24 protein-coding genes are annotated in these 22489 nt (G+C 40.6%); 16 read left to right on the top strand and 8 right to left on the bottom strand.

What is annotated here, in order from left to right:
- Positions 1-38: 38 nt before the first annotated feature.
- From L2672_RS13840 to L2672_RS13800, 9 genes are all read left to right on the top strand, one after another.
- A complete protein-coding gene (locus L2672_RS13840) occupies positions 39-1526 on the top strand; it encodes an RNA polymerase factor sigma-54 (protein WP_248996429.1) in 1488 nt (495 codons plus the stop codon).
- 26 nt (positions 1527-1552) lie between these two features.
- Positions 1553-1840: a ribosome hibernation promoting factor gene (gene hpf / locus L2672_RS13835; RefSeq protein ID WP_248996428.1), complete on the top strand. Its 288-nt coding sequence runs from the start codon at positions 1553-1555 to the stop codon at positions 1838-1840.
- A gap of 2 nt (positions 1841-1842) precedes the next feature.
- Positions 1843-2286, top strand: coding sequence for a PTS IIA-like nitrogen regulatory protein PtsN (gene ptsN / locus L2672_RS13830; RefSeq protein WP_248996427.1), 444 nt, complete (start codon positions 1843-1845; stop codon positions 2284-2286).
- Complete coding sequence (rapZ, locus tag L2672_RS13825; protein WP_248996426.1) at positions 2283-3134, top strand: RNase adapter RapZ; 852 nt, start codon at positions 2283-2285, stop codon at positions 3132-3134. The genes ptsN and rapZ overlap by 4 nt, the downstream gene beginning before the upstream one ends.
- Before the next feature lie 23 nt (positions 3135-3157).
- The gene (locus L2672_RS13820) at positions 3158-3433 is read left to right on the top strand and encodes an HPr family phosphocarrier protein (protein ID WP_248996425.1); all 276 of its coding nucleotides are present in this window, start codon (positions 3158-3160) and stop codon (positions 3431-3433) included.
- Positions 3434-3705: 272 nt separating this feature from the next.
- Positions 3706-3855, top strand: a complete 150-nt coding sequence (locus L2672_RS13815) for a hypothetical protein (protein WP_248996424.1) — start codon at positions 3706-3708, stop codon at positions 3853-3855.
- A gap of 44 nt (positions 3856-3899) precedes the next feature.
- A complete protein-coding gene (locus tag L2672_RS13810) occupies positions 3900-4148 on the top strand; it encodes a transposase (RefSeq protein ID WP_248996423.1) in 249 nt (82 codons plus the stop codon).
- 676 nt (positions 4149-4824) lie between these two features.
- Positions 4825-5814 (top strand): ABC transporter substrate-binding protein, encoded by a 990-nt coding sequence (locus L2672_RS13805; RefSeq protein WP_248996422.1) that lies wholly within the window; start codon positions 4825-4827, stop codon positions 5812-5814.
- Positions 5814-7112: a diguanylate cyclase domain-containing protein gene (locus L2672_RS13800; RefSeq protein WP_248996421.1), complete on the top strand. Its 1299-nt coding sequence runs from the start codon at positions 5814-5816 to the stop codon at positions 7110-7112. Before L2672_RS13805 ends, L2672_RS13800 begins: the two co-directional genes overlap by 1 nt.
- 30 nt (positions 7113-7142) lie before the next feature.
- Here L2672_RS13800 and L2672_RS13795 read toward each other — a convergent pair whose 3' ends face one another.
- A complete protein-coding gene (locus tag L2672_RS13795; protein WP_248996420.1) occupies positions 7143-7706 on the bottom strand; it encodes a hypothetical protein in 564 nt (187 codons plus the stop codon).
- A gap of 139 nt (positions 7707-7845) precedes the next feature.
- Between L2672_RS13795 and ubiD the strand changes: the two genes are divergently transcribed.
- The 4 genes from ubiD to L2672_RS13775 all read left to right on the top strand — a co-directional run bounded on the left by ubiD (position 7846) and on the right by L2672_RS13775 (position 12448).
- Positions 7846-9327 (top strand): 4-hydroxy-3-polyprenylbenzoate decarboxylase, encoded by a 1482-nt coding sequence (gene ubiD / locus L2672_RS13790; protein WP_248996419.1) that lies wholly within the window; start codon positions 7846-7848, stop codon positions 9325-9327.
- Positions 9328-9403: 76 nt separating this feature from the next.
- Positions 9404-10102 (top strand): NAD(P)H-flavin reductase, encoded by a 699-nt coding sequence (gene fre / locus L2672_RS13785; protein WP_248996418.1) that lies wholly within the window; start codon positions 9404-9406, stop codon positions 10100-10102.
- A gap of 169 nt (positions 10103-10271) precedes the next feature.
- Positions 10272-11810: a methyl-accepting chemotaxis protein gene (locus L2672_RS13780; RefSeq protein WP_248996417.1), complete on the top strand. Its 1539-nt coding sequence runs from the start codon at positions 10272-10274 to the stop codon at positions 11808-11810.
- A gap of 59 nt (positions 11811-11869) precedes the next feature.
- On the top strand, positions 11870-12448 hold the full coding sequence (locus tag L2672_RS13775) for a nucleoside triphosphate pyrophosphohydrolase family protein (protein WP_248996416.1): 579 nt from the start codon (positions 11870-11872) through the stop codon (positions 12446-12448).
- A gap of 67 nt (positions 12449-12515) precedes the next feature.
- Here the strand turns inward: L2672_RS13775 and L2672_RS13770 are convergent, their stop codons facing one another.
- Positions 12516-12938, bottom strand: a complete 423-nt coding sequence (locus L2672_RS13770) for a hypothetical protein (RefSeq protein WP_248996415.1) — start codon at positions 12936-12938, stop codon at positions 12516-12518.
- A gap of 761 nt (positions 12939-13699) precedes the next feature.
- Between L2672_RS13770 and L2672_RS13765 the strand changes: the two genes are divergently transcribed.
- Complete coding sequence (locus L2672_RS13765) at positions 13700-13912, top strand: hypothetical protein (protein WP_248996414.1); 213 nt, start codon at positions 13700-13702, stop codon at positions 13910-13912.
- Between the two features lie 304 nt (positions 13913-14216).
- On the opposite strand, the gene ubiA is transcribed toward L2672_RS13765, so the two are convergent.
- Positions 14217-15083 (bottom strand): 4-hydroxybenzoate octaprenyltransferase, encoded by an 867-nt coding sequence (gene ubiA, locus L2672_RS13760; protein WP_248996457.1) that lies wholly within the window; start codon positions 15081-15083, stop codon positions 14217-14219.
- Positions 15084-15091: 8 nt separating this feature from the next.
- Positions 15092-17275 carry a DNA helicase II gene (gene uvrD / locus L2672_RS13755; RefSeq protein ID WP_248996413.1) on the bottom strand — a complete coding sequence of 728 codons (2184 nt, stop codon included), beginning with the start codon at positions 17273-17275 and terminating at the stop codon, positions 15092-15094.
- 216 nt (positions 17276-17491) lie between these two features.
- On the opposite strand from uvrD, the gene L2672_RS13750 reads away from it, so the two are divergent.
- Positions 17492-18364, top strand: coding sequence for a LysR family transcriptional regulator (locus L2672_RS13750; protein ID WP_248996412.1), 873 nt, complete (start codon positions 17492-17494; stop codon positions 18362-18364).
- 170 nt (positions 18365-18534) lie between these two features.
- Here L2672_RS13750 and L2672_RS13745 read toward each other — a convergent pair whose 3' ends face one another.
- The 4 genes from L2672_RS13745 to udp all read right to left on the bottom strand — a co-directional run bounded on the left by L2672_RS13745 (position 18535) and on the right by udp (position 21839).
- Entirely contained in the window at positions 18535-19470 is a 936-nt protein-coding gene (locus tag L2672_RS13745; RefSeq protein ID WP_248996411.1) for an SPFH domain-containing protein, read from the bottom strand.
- Complete coding sequence (locus L2672_RS13740) at positions 19470-20417, bottom strand: SPFH domain-containing protein (RefSeq protein ID WP_248996410.1); 948 nt, start codon at positions 20415-20417, stop codon at positions 19470-19472. The genes L2672_RS13745 and L2672_RS13740 overlap by 1 nt, the downstream gene beginning before the upstream one ends.
- A gap of 22 nt (positions 20418-20439) precedes the next feature.
- Complete coding sequence (locus L2672_RS13735; RefSeq protein WP_248996409.1) at positions 20440-20895, bottom strand: NfeD family protein; 456 nt, start codon at positions 20893-20895, stop codon at positions 20440-20442.
- 185 nt (positions 20896-21080) lie between these two features.
- Positions 21081-21839, bottom strand: coding sequence for a uridine phosphorylase (gene udp, locus L2672_RS13730; RefSeq protein WP_248996408.1), 759 nt, complete (start codon positions 21837-21839; stop codon positions 21081-21083).
- Between the two features lie 382 nt (positions 21840-22221).
- Between udp and L2672_RS13725 the strand changes: the two genes are divergently transcribed.
- The gene (locus L2672_RS13725; RefSeq protein WP_248996407.1) at positions 22222-22440 is read left to right on the top strand and encodes an HP1242/YdcH family protein; all 219 of its coding nucleotides are present in this window, start codon (positions 22222-22224) and stop codon (positions 22438-22440) included.
- The last annotated feature ends 49 nt before the right edge of the window (positions 22441-22489 follow it).

The raw sequence follows: 22489 nt of genomic DNA, 5'->3' as shown, positions 1-22489 counted from the left end.
CAGTGTGACAAACGGAATTCTTCTAGGGAATAGTAGTAATGAAAGCTTCACTCCAGCTCAAAATGGGTCAACATCTCACCATGACCCCTCAACTGCAACAAGCTATTCGCTTATTGCAGTTATCATCTTTGGAGCTTCAACAAGAAATTCAACAAGCGCTAGACTCAAACCCTCTTCTTGAAATAGAAGATGAATTTTCCGAATTAGCCAGCAAAAATGACCAATCAAAAGATCAATCTGATACAGATTTTAGTGAAGTCGTTAGTCATACCGCAGAAAAAGATACTTCAAACATCGACACTGCAGAGTCATTAACAAAAGAGCAAATATCCGACGACCTACCAATGGATACCACTTGGGATGAAGTCTATACCGCCTCTCCGATGACAGGCTCAGGCACAGGAAGCATTGCCAGTGATGATATGCCTTTTCAAGGTGAAACATCTGAGGGTTTATACGAACACTTAGAATGGCAAAAAAACCTCACGCCATTTTCAGACACCGACCTTGCCATTGCGACCGCTATTATCGATGCCATTGACGAAACCGGATACTTAACCCAAAGCACTGAAGAAATTTTAGAAGCCATGGGTGACGAGTCGGTTGAATTAGACGAAGTTGAAGCAGTACTGAAACGTGTACAGCATTTTGACCCTATTGGTATCGCATCAAGAGATTTACGCGAGTGCCTATTAATTCAACTCGCCCAATACAGTGCAGATACGCCTCACATTGGTAATGCAACCATGCTTATCAAAGATTATTTAGATCTTATAGCTGGGCGAGACTTCCGTACATTAATGCGTAAAACCAGATTAAAAGAAGACGAATTACGCGAAGCGATTGAACTGATACAATCTTTAAACCCGCGTCCGGGCTCAATGATCACACCAGCAAGTGATGAATACGTTATTCCTGATGTTTCTGTGCTGAAAAAGAATGGCCGCTGGGTTGTCGAGCTTAATCCAGACAACATGCCAAAAATTGGCATTAATCAACAATATGCTGCCATGGCCAGGAGCACAAAAAGCCAATCTGACGGCCAATTTATACGTGGCCACCTACAAGAAGCAAAATGGTTTATTAAAAGCTTAGAAAGTCGTAACGACACCTTGCTTAAAGTATCTAATTGTATTGTGCAGTTCCAACAGGGATTTTTCGAATACGGCGAAGAAGCCATGAAGCCTATGGTATTAAACGACATTGCTGAAGCAGTCGATATGCATGAATCGACAATTTCGCGGGTCACTACCCAAAAATACATGCATACGCCACGTGGTTTATTCGAACTAAAATATTTCTTCTCTAGCCATGTGAGTACTGATGATGGCGGAGAATGCTCATCAACTGCAATCAGAGCTTTCATCAAAAAACTGGTTGCGGCAGAAAACCCCAAAAAACCATTAAGTGACAGTAAAATGGCCACGCTGTTGGCCGAACAAGGGATTAATGTTGCACGTCGTACAATCGCAAAATATCGCGAAGCGATGATGATCCCGCCCTCAAACCAACGTAAGAGTTTATAACCTACACAGGCAAATGGAGGATAAGTATGCAAATAAATATCAAAGGACATCATTTAGAAATTACTCAAGCCATTAGAGAATATGTCTCGACCAAGTTCACAAAGCTTGAACGACATTTCGATCAGATCAATAATGTCCATGTGGTGCTAAATGTTGAAAAACAGCAACAAAAAGCTGAAGCAAAGCTTCATGTAAGCGGTACAGAAATTTTCGCCACAGCTGAAAATTCAGACATGTATCACGCCATAGACGCCCTGATAGATAAACTTGACCGTCAGGTAATAAAACATAAAGAGAAGCAAGCTAAGCATTAATGATGGAACTTAGTACCATCCTGCAGCCGGAATGTACTTCCTGTGCGACACCGGGCAGCAAGAAAAAAGTACTGGAGCTTATCAGCGATCTCGCTGCAGCCCAGTACCCACCCCTCTCATCACAAGAGATTTTTGAAAGCTTAATCGCTAGAGAAAAAATGGGCAGTACAGGAATTGGGTGTGGCATTGCGATACCACATGGAAGATTAATGAATATTGATCAGCCCATTGCCATTTTTATAAAATGCGAAGAGCCGATTTCATTTGATGCCATTGACAAACAACCCGTTGACCTGCTGTTTGCCTTATTGGTACCTGCAGAGCAATGCCAACAACATCTGAGCACGCTATCATCGATGGCTGAAAAACTATCAGATAAAAAAATTCTAAAGCAGTTGCGTAAAACAACTGATTCTAAAGAACTTTACCAGGTTATCACTACATGAAACTCGTCATCGTATCAGGTCGTTCAGGCTCAGGAAAGTCAGTGGCACTTAGGGTGTTAGAAGATTTAGGCTATTACTGTGTCGATAATTTACCTGTAGCACTCATTGGTACTTTATTGGATCAACTTAAAGACAGTCGTGATCAAATTGCCATCAGTGTCGATGTACGCAACATTGAGAATCAAGGGCAAGTGCTTAAAGACCAGCTATCTAAGCTTGGTAAAGAGACTAGCATCAGTAGTTTTTTCTTAAATTCATCTGACAAAGTATTACTCAAACGCTATAGCGAAACTCGTCGTCTTCACCCTTTATCTAAAAATCAAATTTCACTCCAAGAAGCCATCAAACTTGAAGGGGAATTACTTGAGCCCATCGCCAATATGGTTGACCACTACATTGACACTTCTGCACTCAACATTTATGAGTTAAGCGATCAAGTACGTGAAATCTTAATGGGCAGCGTCGATAAAGAATTAGTGATTAATATCGAATCGTTTGGGTTTAAACATGGTATGCCCACTGAAGCCGACTTTATGTTTGACGTTAGGTTTTTACCTAATCCTCATTGGGAAGTTGAATTACGCCCGCACACGGGTTTAGAAGAACCGGTACAAGAGTTTCTGGGTAAACAGCCTTTAGTAAATAAGTTTATTTGGCAAATTGAAAATTTATTTGAAACCTGGATGCCACATTTAGAGCGTAATAATCGTAGCTATCTTACAATCGCCATTGGCTGTACTGGCGGCCAACATCGTTCGGTATATATAGCTGACCAACTGGCTAAACGTTTAGGCGCAGACAAAAAGCATACCGTCAATGCAAGACACAGAGAACTCGCTAAAAAATAACCTTATTAATTAAAGAAGCCCATATGACAGCAATTCAACGACAAGTGACTATTTCTAACAAACTTGGGCTTCATGCCAGAGCGGCATCTAAATTAGCAGTACTTGCCACCCAATTTGATGCCAATATTACCTTAGAACAAGGCAGTAAACAGGCAAATGCCGCCAGTGTATTAGGCCTACTTATGTTAGAAAGTGGTATTGGTAAAACCATAGATATCAGCGCTGAAGGGCCTGATGCTGAAGCGGCACTTGAAGCGGTATGCGCGCTGATTAATGCAAAATTTGATGAACAATGTTAACGCATTAACCCGCTTTTTTAGCCAAAAACTCCCCGCTTAAATCTACACTCCCAGAATAACTTTCACGTTTCAAATTAGTGCAATTGCACCAAACTGAATCACAGCAACATTTCCCCAAAACAACTAAAAAGCATAAACCATTGAATTTAAATGATTTTAAAAAAATCAAAACTTGGCACACTCTTTCCATATATAAACACATACCCACTAAGAGGTAGTTCGAAAATTAAACTACTTCTGTTGTTTAGGATATGTTGTCAGGAGATATGAATATGTCAGTTAAAGCATTATCAATCACAACCATAAAAGCGGCGTTAATAAACAGCTTGGAATGGACCAGCAACATCCCCCAACGTATTCATCAACAATATTTATTTTTATCGCATATTGGTTTTAGTCAATGGGAAGTTGACAACCACTAACGTAGTTTCATTGGTATTAGACAATGTATGTAGAGAAAAAGACGATGAAAAACAGTATAAATAATCGCTACTCTGATAGCTTGATTAATGAAGTTGTCAGCCAAGTTAAAAGCAAAAGACGCCTACTGTCTGAAGTGGCTAAAGAGTATGGTATTGCTTCACGCACCGTTTACCAATGGGTAAAGGTCACTGAAGAGCCTACTCAGCAGAAAAAAGTGCAAATTGCTGATCAAATTGCCGCATTGCAATTGCAGATTCAAGATTTAAATAAACAACTGCAAATGATTGCATAACCAGTTTCAGCAAGGGTGTTTGGATATATTCAGCTATCCCCCAGTAGCAGGATATATAACGCAAACAACAACCACACATAATAATATGGCGCTAGAGCCGAATAGTGACGCACAAGCGCCCTTGCTACTTTATATTTAATTAACCATGGTTAAACCAACAACTTAACCAAATAACAGGTTCCACGGCATAAAACAGTTTCAGCAAGGGTGTTTGGATATATTCGTTATCCCCCAGTAGCAGAATATATAACGCAAACAACAACCACACATAATAATATGGCGCTAGAGCCGAATAGTGACGCACAAACGCCCTTGCTACTTTATATAAAATAAACCATGGTTAAACCAACAACTTAACTAAATGCAGGTTACACAAACAACAGACGGCATAAAACAGTTTCGGCAAGGGTGTTTGGATATATTTTGTTACCCCCCAATAACGGGATATATTAATGCAAACAACAACCACACATAATAATATGGCGCTAGAACCGAATAGTGACGCACAAATGCCCTTGCCACTTTCTATTTTTTTCCTATAACCACATACCGTCCTCGTAAGAGGATATATCTAATAACTGGACAAATTTGCATAAGCAACTATTTTTAATCAGCTTTGTAGCAAAATTCAAATTCGATACTACACTTAAATAACCAGCCAAATGAATGACGAAGCATGAAACTACCCGCGATATTATTAGTTATTAGTGTCACAATTATCATCGCTTGCCAGCCAAATATCGACACTCCCGTTGAGGCATCGTCACAGCCATTAATAAAAATTGCAGTATCTAAAACACCCTTATCTGCGCCATTTTTTGTTGCTGAGCAACAAGGCTTTTTTAATCGTAATGGGTTAAACATTGATTTAGTGCTTGAAGAAGGTGGGGTCAAATGCTTTGAAGAATTGATTGAGGGAAATGTCGACTTTGCTACCACGTCAGAAACCGTCATTATGTTCAATAGTTTTTATCATGATAATTTATCGGTGCTAGCCAGCTTTGTAGAATCAGATAATGACGTAAAACTACTAACCTTATCGCCTGAAAAGTTTCAACATATTAGTCAAATTGAAGGTGCTAAAGTGGGCATTGTAAAAGGCAGTGCCAGTGAGTTTTTTTTCGATAGCTTATTAATGCTTTATCACCAAACAAACATCCAAATAGAAAAAGTTTATTTAGCACCCAATCAACTTGTTCCTGCCATTATCAACGCTGAAGTCGATATCATTTCAGTATGGGAGCCTTTTGCTTATTATTTACAACAGCAGCAGCTCAATACCGCACCCATTATGAATACTAAAGGGTTGTATAATCTGTCATTTAATCTACTTGGGTTAAAGCAATCTGAATTTAACGCCTCACAAAAACAACGAATATTGCACGCACTTCGTGACGCTGAGAACTTTATTATCACCCACCCTGAACAGGCACAAGCGATCACCAGTAAAGCATTAAATATGAAGCGGAAACAATTAAGTTACTTATGGCAAGATTACTCCTTTAGGTTGTCGCTAGGTAACGCATTTGTTTCCAGTATTCAACTACAAACACAATGGGCAATCGACAAAAACCTAGTGCCAAAAGATAACCGGATTGATATTAGAACCATCATTGATAAACAATTATTTGAGTCCGCTATGGCACAATATCAGGGCAGAGATTAATGACACTGTCGACCCGATTAAAACTGACTGCATTTTTATCTGCATTGCTGACGATTACAGTGGGTGAAGCGTTATATCGCTCTCATACATACCAGCAAAAAATTTATCAACAATTGACTCATTCCATGAAGATTCAACTCGCCATTGATACCCTAAGAAGCCATTTATGGCTCTACGAGGAATACTCAGATAATTTAAGTCTCGAAGAATTAAATGACAGGCAGGCTAGGTTGGCACAACAGCTAACACAAAATATCGACTGGGATATCGAACAAAAAGAAATCTTAGACAATCTAACCCGATTAAATACCAACATTAGAATGCTGTTTAATACTCAAATTATTCCGCTAAAAGTGCCTCAAGATATCCAATTGTCATCTCAACGATTACTTAAATCAAAATACAGCATGAATCTTGAAACAATGACAGAATACATGTTGCGTCTACAGCAGGTCACCATTACTAAAGCCAAAAAAACGCAACAGTCGTTGTTAATATCAATATCCATCGTGGTACTCATACTTTCTATTGTCGTCACCTTGTGGTCATCTATTACGTTGTTAAGATTTAAACAAGGGATGACCTCTCTCAACAAAGGCATGAAACAATTGGCTAAAGGTGATCTAGAAAGCCGTATTCAGTACCCTCAGCAAGATGAATTTGCGGATATGGTTAACAACTTCAATATGATGAAAACCTCTCTACAAAATATCACCATAAGAAAAGATCAGTTAAAACTAGAGGTAGAGAAACAAACCCAAAAATTAACCGAACAACAAGTTCAACTCACTTATTTAGCAGAACATGATGAGCTCACATCAATTTATAATCGACGGGCATTTATCAAACAAATAGAAATTGCAATTACCAGAGCCAGCAGAAGAAATGAACATGCTGCATTGCTATTTATTGATTTAAACAAATTTAAAATCATCAACGATACCTTAGGTCATCATACTGGTGACGAAGTGATTAAAACCGTTGCCCAACGACTTAAATCCACACTTAGAAGTAGCGATATTGTTGGCCGGTTTGGCGGCGATGAATTTGTAATATGGTTAGATTACATCGAACAAACAGATGATATTATTGCAAAAATAAATGAGATTATAGACACCATCAAACAACCTATTAATATTGATAATGAAAAAGTTAATGTAGGATCAAGTATTGGGGTTAGTCTGTTCCCAGCTGATGGAAAAATCAGTAGCAGCTTAATAACTGCAGCTGACACCGCCATGTATATTGCAAAAAATGACCCAAAAACGGAGTACTATTTTTTTAATCAATTATCTTGATCACTTCATCAAAAGCTTTGTAAACATGCATCATTCATCAAGCACCACATAGTTTTCTGTTGCCCAATCATAACGATAAACTTTACCGTTCCATTCATACACTATTTTGCCATCTTGTTGAAACGCCCGAGCATTTTCTGGCAAGCTTTTAATGCCTGTGTCATAGCTAATAGATGTGGTGGTTCTTTGAACCGGTTGCACCGCTACAGGCTCAACTTTGGCAGGTCGTCTAGGGTAATCATAATAACCACTATTACGGTAACGATATCGGTTACCGTAATACCAAGGGTCACGCCAACCCCAGCGGCTACCCCACCTAGAATAGTTACCCCAGCCAATGCCAACACTTGGCCCCCAATGATTATTCCACCCAATCCCCCAGCGCCAAGGATCACGATGATTAAAACGGTCAGGCCTATGATGGGGTTTATGATGTGGTTTATGTTGCGGCTTATGTTGCAAGTGCCGATTAGCCTGTGATGCCGATGCATTGGCATCAAGGTGCTCTAACCGTAAAGGCGCTTGAGCGTTGGCATAGTTGCAAAAAAATACTAAAAAACTAGCCGATAATAGTGCAATAATTAACTTTCTCATGCTTGCCTCACTTCAGGATTCATGCCGACTTTACCAGTTTACACCGATAACGGGGTTAAGCCATATTAATGGCTTAACCCCCAATTATAAAAATGCTATAGTGCGCGCCACATCTAATTTTCATTTAGTGGCGGTGAATATGAGTTTCAAGGATTTACGTAGCTTTATTGAGCATCTAGAAGCAAATGGCGAGCTCAAACGTATTACGCATCCAGTTGATCCCAATCTTGAAATGACCGAAATTGCTGACAGAGTTTTACGTTCTGGCGGGCCAGCATTATTATTTGAAAACCCCACAAACCATACCATGCCTGTCTTAGCCAATTTGTTTGGCACCCCAAAACGCGTGGCAATGGCATTAGGCAAAGATGACCCTATCGCATTACGAGATGTCGGCGAGTTATTAGCTTTTTTAAAAGAGCCTGAACCACCACGAGGCTTTAAAGACGCAATTGCTAAAATCCCCATGTTTAAGCAAGCATTAAACATGCCCCCTAAAACGGTACGCAATGCACCTTGTCAGCAAGTGATTACCTCTGGCGAAGACGTTGACCTAACCAAACTGCCTATTCAACATTGTTGGCCGGGGGATGTCGCGCCTCTAGTGACATGGGGACTAACCATCACTAAAGGCCCTCGTCAAAAAAGACAAAACCTCGGCATTTATCGTCAACAACTATTATCAAAAAATAAGCTGATCATGCGTTGGTTAGATCACCGTGGCGGCGCGTTAGACTTTAAAGACTTTAAAGAAAAACACCCAGGCGAAAACTACCCTGTTGTTGTCGCACTAGGCAGTGATCCTGTCACTATTTTAGGTGCAGTAACGCCAGTACCAGACTCAATGAGTGAGTATGCATTTGCTGGGTTACTTCGCGGTGAACGCACCGAAGTTTGCAAAGCCATCAGCTGTGACCTTGAAGTGCCTGCCACCAGCGAAATTATTTTAGAAGGCTATATCGCCCCAGATGAAATGGCGGAAGAAGGGCCATATGGTGACCATACAGGTTATTATAATGAAACAGACTCATTCCCTGTTTTCACCGTCACCCATATCACTCAGCGTAAAGATGCTATTTACCATAGCACCTATACCGGCAGACCCCCTGATGAGCCAGCAATGCTTGGTGTGGCACTAAATGAAGTATTTGTGCCTATTTTACGCAAGCAATACCCTGAAATTATTGATTTTTATCTACCACCGGAGGGTTGCTCATACCGAATGGCGGTTATTTCAATACGTAAACAATATCCAGGCCATGCTAAACGGGTCATGATGGGCGCATGGTCATTCTTGCGACAATTTATGTATACCAAGTTTATTGTGATTGTAGATGAAGATGTAAATTGCCGAGACTGGCAAGATGTTATTTGGGCCATAACCACCCGTATGGACCCAACTCGCGATACGGTTATGATAGATAACACGCCCATTGATTATTTAGATTTTGCCTCCCCCGTTGCAGGTCTTGGGTCGAAAATGGGGCTAGACGCCACCAACAAATGGCCAGGTGAAACCGATCGTGAATGGGGAACCCCTATTGTGATGGATGAAAAAGTAAAACAGAAAGTTGATCAAATTTGGGATCAGTTAGGTATTGATGGCCAACCTACGCTATAGCGTAAACTAAGCCGCTATCAAACTGATTACCCGCATATGAAAAGCACCTTCAAAGAAAGGGATTAAAGGACGTTAGATGAAAACCATTCGTTGTCAGATAGAGAAAATCACGCCGTTTAACGACGCGGTATACCAAGTTATTCTAAAACCAGAAACCCGCTTTGACTTCAAAGCTGGTCAATACCTTTGCGTTGTCATGGGTGAAAAAGACAAGCGTCCCTTTTCAATTGCAAGTGCACCGAATGCTGAAACCATAGAATTACACATTGGTGCGGCGGTCAGCGAAAGCTATCCAATGCAAGTGGTTGAACGCCTAAAAACCAATACTCATATTGATATCGAAGCCCCAGCAGGTGAAGCTTATTTTAGGCAAGATAGTGTCAGACCGCGCATTCTTATCGCTGGCGGTACCGGGTTTTCATATATCAAAAGTATCGTAGAGCACCAAATTGCCATTGGCGAAACGGTTAAAACCCAGCTTTATTGGGGCTGTCGTACAGAAGCCGCCATGTATTACCAAGACATCGCCAAAAAATGGCATGAGCAACATGACTGGTTAGAATTTATTCCTGTAATTGAACAAGCTACCGATGACTGGCAAGGTAAACAGGCAAATTTATTAGCGCAAATTAAACAAGATTTTATCAGCTTAAATGGTTACGACGTTTATATTGCAGGTCGTTTCGATATGGTAGGTGCCGCGCGTGAAATCTTCCGAGAAATGGGCATTGAAGAAGCTCACCTTTATGGCGATGCTTTCGCATTTATAAAATAGCGCTAGCGACGTCAAATAATCGAACCTAAAAAGCCGGCTACTGAGCCGGTTTTTTTTATTCAGTTAATGCTGAAAATCATCAAAATCGTGAACAAAATCAACTTATAGTCTAAAATGAGAGATATTCATAAATCGATCATAATTTACAATAAAAATAGCGGATACCCCTATGAGAAATAAGCCCACCATCAATAAGGAAGTTGAGCTCAGGGACGGAGACGAACTCGTCTCTATCACTGATACTAGAGGCATTATTACCTACGCAAACCCTACCTTTATTCGTATATCAGGTTTTTCTGAGCAAGAACTCATTACCCATAACCATAATCTTGTTCGTCATCCCGATATGCCTGCCGCCGCATTTAAAGAGCTTTGGGATAAACTCAAAGCAGGCGAGTCATGGCGTGGGATTGTTAAAAATAGATGCAAAGATGGCAGCTATTACTGGGTAGATGCATTTGTATCACCCTTATATGAGCAAGGGAAAATAGTTGGTTATCAATCTGTTAGAATAAAAGCTAAACCAGAATATATTTCCAGAGCCGCCAGTTTATACGCCAAAATAAACCAAGGGACGCAACTGAAAACACCGCTTGAATTTACTCAGAAAAAAATCATCAGTTCATTGATATTAATAGCTTTACTACTTGGCACTGCGCTTACCTCAAGCCTATATATCACTCTCGCCATTGTGCTCAGTGCAGGCGCTTTAGGTTACTTATTCAGGCAAGAGTTATTCACTATTCCTGAAAAAATTAATGCACTACAACAACAGTATGACTCGGTCAGTCGTCTGGTTTATTGCGGTAACTACAGCAGTTCAGTGCTCGATTTTCAATTTATCATGAACCAAGCACGCATGCAGGCGGTACTGGGGCGAACACAAGATCAAGGTAACAACTTAGATAGTATTGCTGTGAACTTAGTCGATTCGGCTCAACATGCGACTTACAATATTGAGAAACAAAAAGATCAAATCAATCAAATAGCCACGGCAATTGAGCAAATGAATAATACCGTGGCCGATATGGCTCAACACGCCCTTGATACTTCCAACTATGTCGAACAAGCCCAGCAGATTTGCATTGATAATCGCACCACTATGCAAGCTAATCGTCAGCAAATTGAAAAGTTGAATCAGTCTGTTACCGTGGCGGCTGAAAACTCTCATCGTCTAAACGAAGAAGCTGAAAATGTGTCAAAAGCCATGTTAGAAATTAATGGTATTGCTGAACAAACTAACTTGCTTGCACTGAATGCCGCCATTGAAGCTGCACGCGCAGGAGAACAGGGCCGCGGGTTTGCTGTTGTTGCCGATGAAGTGAGAGCACTTTCTAGTCGAACTCAGCTTTCTACAGACTTGATCTCTAAAAGTGTCCAATCAATGCATAACATGCTTCACGACTGGTCCATTCAAATGCAAACCAGCCAACAACAAGCTAAGCAATGTGCAGATGACACATCAGTCGCTGCAGAAAAGTTTGAACAGGTTTATCAGAATATGAGTGAAATACAGCAACTCACTCAGCAAAATGCCGTAGCGACGGAACAACAAAAAATGGTCACCACCGAGATGAACCAAAACATTCATCAAATTAGTGAATTAGCGGAAGGCAATATCACCAATATAAATGTGATAGAATCATCAGCATTAACCATTCAGCAGCACGCTGAAAAAGCCAAAGGTTTACGTAACACTTTTGGTTAATAACAAAATAAATCAATACATTAACGCTGAATTACGATTCATTTATTAAAAGGTTCTCCATGCAACTAACTCAATTAACCCAACCCATATACGACCACCTGTATCGCGATATTTTTGAGTTTCGCAGCACATTCGATTTACCTGTTGAATTGCCAGAGAGCTTAGACTCACAAGCTGACACTTTGCACACATCGCTTATTATTGAAGAGATGACCGAGTTGGCTGAAGCGGACTCTCGTATTGAGCAAGCCGATGCCATCGTCGATTCTGTTTATGTATTAATGGGCCGATTAGTACATTTAGGCGCATCAAAGGTAAGCGATCGCATTGAAATTAGCTATTTGATTGATTTGCTTTTAAATGTCGCTAAAAACCGTGAAATTAACTTTATTGAATGTTGGGATGAAGTGCATTCAAGCAACATGAGCAAAGTGTGCCGCAACCAACAAGAACTAGACGAAACCATTGCCCATTACGCCACTCAAGGGGTTGAAATTGTTGGTAGTGTAAAAGGCGATTTTTTAATTGCAAAGTGCGCTAAAGACGTTGAAATGGCGGGTAAAACAGTACGTAAAGGTAAGGTATTAAAATCGGTTTATTATCGCCCTGCCGAGCTAGATAAATTAGTTAAAGACTAAATAACCCTTTTATTAATCGTCTTAAACTTAACATGCGCAATGGCTCCATTGCGCATTTTTTATTAACTTAATCCGCAACTCGAACCAGATTAACCTTTTCTATAAATTGTGCTGGCTTATCAACCGACAAATACACTTGAGAAATAGGCTCAGGTAATTGCCCCATTGCGCCATGATAAACAACATCAGCATGAAAACTGATAAAAATATTGGCATCGCCATTACCTATAGTCAAAATGTTATTCTGTTGCGGCTTATCATGGTCATCAAGTTTTTTATCAATCTTAGTAATGTGTTCAATATTCGCTAAATCTACAACCAAAAATCCCCATAAGGCATTATTAATAATTAACTTTTTTCGCAAAATATATAATGAATAATATCGAGACAACCTATGATTAGCCACAATCCCCATCAACGTATAGCCAATAATACTAGCCACAACAATGGCAACTAGCTCACTCCAACCTGCTAAAAGATAATAACTCATTAAAGCCAAACACAAACAAGCCACCACCTTTACCCAAACATGCCCCAAAACAAGTTTGAATATGGCCTGCTGTGACCTTTTCTCGATGCCCTCAATTCAAATGAAGTCATCAATAAAATTTCATGCTTTTGGTTTTTAGATTAGTAGAAACAAACAAGGTCAAATCGAAGAGACAATAATCAAGGTGCAGATGAGCCAGCGAGTATCCAAAACATGGATGTTTTGGTTAAGCCCACAGGGAAGTGCTTGCGGCGTCTAGCTGGATTATCTGCACAAAGGTCTGCGACAGGCAATTGATTAGTATGAGGCTATGGCCTGCGGCCACTAACGTCGTGGCGCTTCGCCCACACCAGACCAAAGGGGCAAAACGCTTGCGCCCCTTTGGAAACCCTCAGCGCCCCAGGCGAAAAATGCTGAAAAACGCATAATTTTCGATGGGGATTAATCCAGCTTTTAACTTCGTAGGTATCTGCTTTCGGTCATTGTCGGCTAATACAAAATCTCTCTAACGCTTCCGATAGGTATCTGAAGTAAATGGATTTACAAATGTCACGGTGGCAGGGATGCCAAGGAGTGACCGTGGCCTAACGTAAGCTAGCGTGGCATCCATGCCAAGACTCACGAACTTTTCTCGATGCCCTCAATTCACATTGAATCTGAAAGTTTTTACGTCTAATTAGATGTAAATAAGGTCAAATCGAAGAGGCGAAAATTTCAGGTGTAAGCGCGGCGGTGACTACTGACCACCATGGATGGTGGGAATGTCAAAATTTGTCTGGAACAAATTTGACCATGACATGGCGAAGTTTCACGGTGTGAAACGCTTTGAGCGAGAGGCATGGATGCTGAACTGGCTGTTTAACATGGATGTTATTCGTCATGGCCGAGCTTTCAGGGACCTTTTGATTTATATAAAGAGTGCAGCGTGTCACGGTCGTGCTTACACGATAGGCCTGCGGCAGGCAATTGGTTAAATTGACGTAATGGACTTCAGAAAAAGATCCAATATAAATGAAGTATAAAATTCGTAGTCTAAAACGTTTCTGTCCTGAAATGAGTTGCTTAAACGTCCAATTATTAATTTTATTTGTTTAGGTCGCACCGTTGGTCTGAACAACCAAGATTGGTTGTCACATAAGAGACGCTCAGATTTGATTAAGATCTATTAGTCAAACCTGACATTTCAAATTAAGACTTATTCAACTAAAACCAATAACAACAAAGCTGTTAGGAGGTGAAGGGAATAAGCAAATCCCCTCCCCTTGCATAAAAGCTAAATCAGGCTTTTACCAAAAAATCCATGGCTAAAGTGGTAAACAAAATCATTCCTGCCCAATTATTATTTAAAAAAGCTTTAAAACAGGTGGCACGCTCTCGGCCATAAATAAGTGTTTGTTGATATGAGCTAAAACCCACAAAAGTGATTATGCCAAGGGCATAAACCATTCCTCTGTCGGCACTGAGTCCAGCCATAATAAAACAGCACAGCGCCGCTATTTGAAATGCAGCAATCCATTGTCGGTCGAAGCGACCAAATAAAATGGCTGTCGACTTAATACCGACTTTTAAATCATCATCTCTGTCCACCATGGCATACATGGTGTCGTAGGCCACGGTCCAACACCAGTTAGCCATAAATAACCACCAGGCGTCTACCGGTACCGTGCCTAATTGCGCCGCATAGGCCATTGGGATTGACCAACTCCACACCACGCCCAAAAACATTTGCGGCATATTTGTTACCCGTTTCATAAACGGATACATAATGGTCAAAATAATACCAACAACCGACAATTGCACCACTAAAGGGTTTAACAATAAGACTAACGAAAATGCCACTAAAGCTAATACCACAAACAAACTCAGCGCCTGTTTTACGGTAATTTCACCTGACACTAATGGTCTACTTTTGGTGCGCTCAACATGGGCATCTAATTTTCGGTCTGCAAAGTCGTTAATAATGCAACCACAGGCACGCATAATCACCACCCCAAAAATAAAGATAATTAACACCTTTATATCTGGCATGCCTTTAGCTGCTAAAAATAGCGCCATTAAACATGGCCATAGTAGCAATAAGGTTCCAATTGGGCGGTCAATTCGCATTAATCGGGCATAAGCGTGTAATTTTTGTTTCACCCCAATCTCCTTGCCTAACAGGCTTCCAGTTTAGCTAAACTGACTAACAGCCACTTACTGCCAAAATCTCGAAAGTTAACTTGTATTCTGGCCTTCTCACCGGTGCCTTCAAAGTTGGTTACTACCCCTTCGGCAAATTTGAAATGCTTCACTCGCTGCCCCACACTAAAACCCGTGGTATTTGCTGAGCTTTGTGAAAAACTCGGCGCGGGTGTACGTGAAGGGAAACGGCTGCTCATTGAGGGAGACACTTGTGCCTGCAATCGTATTTGCTCAACATATTCTTGTGGAATTTCATTAATAAATCGCGATGGTCTAGCATAATCTTCACGGCCATAAATACGACGAGATTCCGCATAGCTAATGTACAGTTTTTGCATTGCGCGGGTCATACCCACATAGCAAAGGCGGCGTTCTTCATCTAAACGATCACCTTCATCAAGGGCCATTTTACTAGGGAAAATACCTTCTTCTACCCCGGCCATAAACACCATTGGAAACTCGAGCCCTTTGGCTGAATGCAAGGTCATTAATTGCACCGCATCGGTAAAGGCATCTGCTTGCCCTTCACCTGCTTCTAATGCCGCATGGGATAAAAAGGCATTTAGCTCGCCCATATCTTCAAGCTCTTCTGGCATTTCAAAACTACGTGCTGCGGTAACCAGTTCGTTTAAGTTTTCAATACGAGCTTGGGCTTTTTCGCCTTTTTCAGCCTCATACATAGCACGTAAACCTGACTGGTTAATCACGCTGTCGGCCATACGATACAACAGCATGTCTGCGGTATCTGTACGCATATTAATAATTAAATCCATAAAGCCACGTACGGCATTAGCGGCTCGTCCTGCTAACACTTTTTCTTCCAATAATCGCAAGCTAGCTTGCCAAAGTGTGAGTTGCTGTTGCCTTGCTGTTGAGCGAATAATTTCAAGTGTACGGTCGCCAATACCACGGGTTGGGGTATTCACCACCCGCTCGAATGCCGCATCATCATCTTTATTATTAATGAGGCGCATATACCCCATAGCATCTTTAATTTCTTGGCGTTCGAAGAAGCGCAGGCCACCATAAATACGATACGCTAAACCCCGATGTAATAACGCTTCTTCTAGCACACGAGACTGAGCATTTGAGCGATATAAAATGGCACAATCACTTAGGCTTCCGCCCTTGTCTTGCCAATCATTTATGCGGCCAACAATAAATTTAGCTTCGTCCATTTCATTAAACGCACAATAGACTGAAATCGGCTCGCCATCTTTATCTTCTGTCCACAGTTTTTTACCTAAACGTTCTGGGTTATTGGCAATCAGATCATTTGATGCTTTCAAAATATTGCCAGTAGAACGATAGTTTTGTTCTAACCTGACGGTTTCTGCACCGGGAAAGTCTTTTAAGAAACGATGGAGGTTTTCAATTTGTGCGCCACGCCAGCCATAAATAGATTGGTCATCGTCACCCACTATCATTACATTAGCACTATTACCCGCTAATACTCTGATCCACGCATATTGAATGGCGTTGGTGTCTTGAAATTCGTCCACCAAAATATGGCGGAAACGGTCTTGGTAATGATTAAGAATATGTGGCTTGTTGAGCCATAACTCGTGTGCGCGCAATAAAATTTCGGCAAAATCCACCAAGCCGGCTCGGTCACAAGACTCTTGGTAAATTTTATAAATATTTAATAAGTTTTGTTCAATAGGAAAGCCACCAGCATCAATATGCTTAGGGCGTAACCCTTGGTCTTTTTTGCCGTTAATATAAGCTTGAGCTTGTCTAGGAGGATATTGTTTATCATCTAAATTAAGGCTTTTTAGAATACGCTTTAACAGCCTTAATTGGTCGTCAGAATCAATAATTTGAAAGCTCTGCGGTAAATTTGCATCTTGAAAATGAGTACGTAGTATACGATGCGCTAAACCATGGAAAGTCCCAATCCACATGCGCCCCATATTACTGCCAACCACTTTTTCAACACGCTCACGCATTTCAGCCGCAGCTTTATTGGTAAAGGTCACCGCCAAAATAGAATATGGACTTTGCTGTTCAACCTGCATTAACCAAGCTATACGATGGGTTAACACCCTAGTTTTACCACTGCCTGCGCCAGCCAGCACTAGCATGTTAGATAAAGGTGCGCCTACGGCTTCGCGTTGCTTGTCATTTAGGCCGTCTAATAATCGTGATACGTCCATTCTTCCTCCCAGAAATCTGCAGGCATTATATCCTCAAATGCCGCCGAGATGCGATGAACAGACGCAGATTAATGTCAGCTTGATACTCAACAGTGCAATGACTATGCTAGGTGACCAACTATTGACCAAGCTACCCCAGAGTGACTGAGTTAAATTGACAAAATTTGGCCCGAAAACTACTATGAAACGTCTGAAATTTTAAGGAATAGGATTATTTTGAATATCAATGATTTGGAGCTATTTATTCTGGTAGCTGAACAAGGTAGTTTTGCCAAAGCGGCAGAGTCATTGAATACCCGTCGCGCCTTAGTCAGTAGAAGAATTGCTGAGTTAGAAAAACAGTTAGGTGCGCCTTTGTTTACCCGCACCACCCGAGCAATGTCGTTAACCCCCTCTGGTGAGCTGTACTTAGAACAAATATCGCCATTATTGAAGCAGCTTAAAAATGCCGCTATGGTATTCAAAAATCGTTATAACGAAGTTCAAGGTAGTATCCGTGTTGGTTTACTGCCATTTGTCGACAAAATCCTTGATCATAAAATAGCGAGCTTTGTTCATACCTACCCTCAAGTAAAATTAGATATTGAAGTGGTTTCCGGAGGCTATAAAGATATAAGCCGACTAGAACTCGATTTAGTCATCGACATTAACCACATTCAAGACAATCAGTTTGTCGCTAAAAAATTATTAAGCTTTGAACGGAAAATCTATGCCAGCCCCGGCTATTTAGAGAAGTCTTCAGTGATTGAAAACCTTAATGACCTACAATATCAATCATTGCTTGGCTTTAGAGGTACCAGTGGGTTAGTTGAAGAAAAATGGCGTTTTCAGCAAAATACTATTTCAGCAAATCATAAAGTAGTATGTAGTGATTATAACTCCTTATATAACCTATGCTTAGGTGGCGCGGGAATTACTTTATTGCCACAAGTTATTGCTCAAGAAGCAGTAGAAAACAACCAACTTATTAATGTATTACCCGAATTGAGTGCCGGCTTTACCGACTTAACGTTAATTTACCCTGTTGACCATGCTTTTTCATCAGCAGCTAAAGTGTTTGTTGAGCATTTAACTCGGCAGAAAAGCTAAAATAAGATATTAAAAATTAACACGCTAACTGTGAAATATGGGGTCAGTGTTAATTTTGAAATATGGGGTCAGTGTTAATTTTATCTCTAGGTTAATAAATCACATTGAGCACAAATAATAACAGCCAGATAAATCTGACTGTTATTGGATACGTTAAACTGCAACTGGCTTTACTTTTTGTCTTCCTTTAAGCCAATACTATCCATCCAGTATTCAAAATTAACTAAGTTACCCGGCAATACAATGCGGCTGTCTTGTTTACTTAAGCCATTTAACTGCTTCAAGTATTGTTCGCCCAACTGCATTCGCAATGCACTTTGACCACCCTCTGCAGAAATAACTTTAGCCAGCCTTTCAATAGACTCAGACGTTGCTTTAGCAAGAGTTAAAATCTCTTGCGCTTTACCTTCTGCTTCATTAATGCGGCGCTGCATCTCACCTTCTGAGCGGTTAATGGTTTCTGCCATCACACCTTCAGAGCGATTAATTTTACTTTGCTTATCACCTTCACTTTTTGCTAATAATGCACGGCGTTCACGCTCTGCATTCACTTGCATTTCCATGGCGTTTTTTACGGTTTCAGGTGGGGTGATATTTTTAATTTCATAACGATGAACTCGAATGCCCCATAAAGCGCCTGCTTCATCTAATACTTCAACCACTTTAGCTGAAATTAAGTCACGCTCTTCAAAGGTGCGGTCAAGGTCTAGGGTACCAATTACCGAACGAGTTGTAGTTTGCGCCAATTGAATTGCAGCATAACGATAGTCAGTAATACCGTAGCTCGCTTTAACAGGATCAGTAACCGAAATATAAATCACTCCATCCACTTCTACATTCACTTCATCGCTTGAGAAACACTCTTGCGGTGGTACATCAATGGTTTCTTCTTTTAAATCATGAATGTAAGCTACTTTATCAATAAATGGCACCAGTGCATGAAACCCTGCATCTAAGGTGCTGTGGTATTTACCTAACCGCTCAACAATATAAGCAGATTTAGTCGGCACTAAACGAATTGACTGAAATAGCTTCATTACAAAGATGGCAAAAATGAAGCCCCAAATCCCCATAACAATCATGTCTGTATCTACACCATTAATCATTATCGCGCTCCTTTTGCTGATGGGGTTGCTGTTGAAGCTGTATTTGACACCGCGCTGGTGACTTGCTCCATTCCTTCAAAAAACCCTTCTAGTTTTGCCATTTCAGCAGGAACAACAGACACCTGCGACTGTGCCAAAATGTCCCCCACTTGCTCAATAAACTGCTCTTTTAACAGCATGTTCATGGCGTCATTACCGCCATTTACCGCTAAAGCCTGACAAATCATGCCCATACCTTCCGCTTTAGCATTGGCAATAATTGAAATCTCTTGGCCAGTACCAATCGCTTCGTTAATACGTTTTTGTTTTTGGCCTTCAGATAAGTTAATCGCTTCTTGACGCTCACCTTCAGACATATTAATCATCGCTGCTTTTTCAGCATTGGCTAGGGTAATTTCAGCACGTTTTTGACGCTCAGCTTCCATTTGTTTTTCTAGGGTATGAATAACATGATGTGAGGGAGTGATGTTTTTAATTTCATAACGCAGGACTTTAATTCCCCACGGGTCTGACGCTTTGTCAATTTCACGAACAATAGACTCGTTTAAACTGTCACGCTCAGAAAACGTTTGCGACAAGGTTAACTTACCTATTTCAGAACGCATGGTGGTTTGCGCTAAATTCACCGCTGCTTTACGGTAATTCTCAATACCGTAACTGGCTAACTTGCCATCCATGACTTTTAGGTACACCAAACCGTCCACTTCTAACTGAGTATTATCTTTAGAAATACAACTTTGTGGAGGCACATCAAGCACTTCTTCACGGGTATCATGGCGATAAGCCACACGGTCAACAAAGGGCACTAAAAAATGAAAACCCGGCTGAAGTACGGTTCTGAATTTACCTAAACGCTCAATAACATGTACCTCACGCATGGGTACAATTAACATCAGCTTATATAAAATAAAAATGACAAATAAAAAAACTATCGTAAAAGTGAACATAATGTATCCTTGTTTTACTCGGTTATTCCTTAAAAGGCTCAACAACTAAGGCTATGTTATCGCGGCAAATAATCCTTACCTTACTGCCAACTTGAATTTCTGAACCATCTCCTAATGCTGTCCATTCTGAACCTAAACAACTAATACGCCCAGTTTGCTGCCCTGGGCCAATTGATGCTTTAACAATGGCAATTTGATTATATAAGTCCAGCTCTTCATCGGTATTATCTACATGGGCATCTCCCCCTGCTAAACGCTGAGTGATATGCCTAAAACTGAGCAACAATACCATTGAACTGATAAACCATAGAGTGAGGCTTTGGGCGATTCCTTCAATAATCCCTACTCCTAATGCACCTGCAACAATTAAACAGGCAGAGCCTAATAAAATAACAATACCACCCGGTATGACTATTTCTGACAGCATCAAAATAATGCCTAAGCAGACCCAAACTGTTATCGGATTTTCAAGCTCCATATGCCCTCCAAAAACCGTTATTGATCATTTATTTTAATTCAATATAAATGACATATTATGTCAACCATACATTATCACTAGGTAATTGCAAAGTGAATTTTGATTTTTATGGGGCAAAATAAAACGCCTAATTATTTGTATAATTAGGCGTTGATTAAAGTAGTGATGAATCTGAAATAGTGGATTTAGCTAAGTAACTTTTTAGCCGCTGCGACAACAATAGACACCGCACTGACTTCGGTTTTCTTCATCGTAGCTTCATCTGGTATTTCTTGCTGGGTACGATTAACAATAACTCCTGCAACACAAGCTGCACGCCAACCTTGAGTGGCACACATGGTAAATAATGTGGCTGATTCCATCTCGTAATTTAACACGCCCATAGATTGCCACTCTTTCATAGAACCAACAAAGCGTTGAGTAACACGGCCTGAAACCGTATCGTATCGTTCTTGACCTGGATAGAAAGTATCAGACGACGCCGTTATACCCACATGGGGCTCTACCCCAGCATCACGACAAGCTGCAACTAATGCGGTAGTACATTCAAAGTTGGCCGCGGCTGGAAACTCAAGAGGAGCAAAATGCAAGCTAGCCCCATCTAAGCGAACAGAAGCTTGTGTCACAATCACATCACCTACATTCACATGTGGCTGAATCGCACCAGTCGTTCCAACACGTAAGAATGTGGTGATGCCTAGTTGAGCTAACTCTTCTACCGCAATAGAAGTTGAAGGGCCGCCAATACCGGTCGAACACACCACCACTGGTTTACCGTCTACATAAGCTAAGTAGCTAGTATATTCACGGTGACTCGCAAGAAACGTCGCGTTTTCCATGAGTTCAGCAATGCGTTTAACACGCTCAGGATCGCCCGGAACAATTGCCAACGTGGCACCAGCTAACATTTTTTTAGTCAAACCTAAGTGAAATACGTCAGACATGCTGAACCCCTTAATTATTTCAAAAATAAAACGCTGTGTTTTATAAACTGTATCGCAGTATTGTCTCAGAAAAGGTTAACTGGATCACACTATTATTTTTCAAGTCAAAATTTTTTCACGCTTTGGTTACAAATCAATGATCGTACAGGCTTGATCATTATCGTTCAAACCATAACCGCAGCCTTAATAATAGCCTTATATTCACGGTAATGACGAAACAACAATTAGCAAGATTAAAATATCGTGTAAAGTTAATGTAATTTGATTTACGTCATGTTTTTTAAGGACGCAAAAGCGTAGGTTGAAGTGAACAGGTTAGCCATTTCAGTCCACTTAATAACGGTAAGCCTAAACCTTAAATTTGTCTCACAGGAGTGAACCTATGTTTCCAGAATATCGCGATTTAATCACTAAACTAAAAACCACTGACGCCCACTTTCTAAGAAAATTTGACGAACATAATCAATTAGATGAAGAAATCAAACAACTAGAAACCCATAGCAGCAGCGACACCACTCCTGAAGTTAAAATACTTAAATCTAAGAAACTCCATTTAAAAGAAGAGATTTTTAATATCTTGAAAAAGAATGAAATGGCCTAGCCCACAGCCAGCAATCATTTAAAAAATAAAGGACGCTTAATGCGTCCTT

Origin of the sequence: Shewanella gaetbuli (assembly GCF_023284065.1) — a bacterium.
GTDB lineage: Bacteria > Pseudomonadota > Gammaproteobacteria > Enterobacterales > Shewanellaceae > Shewanella > Shewanella gaetbuli.
Note: the sequence above shows the minus strand (reverse complement) of the source record. Positions and strands in the feature narration are given on the sequence as shown.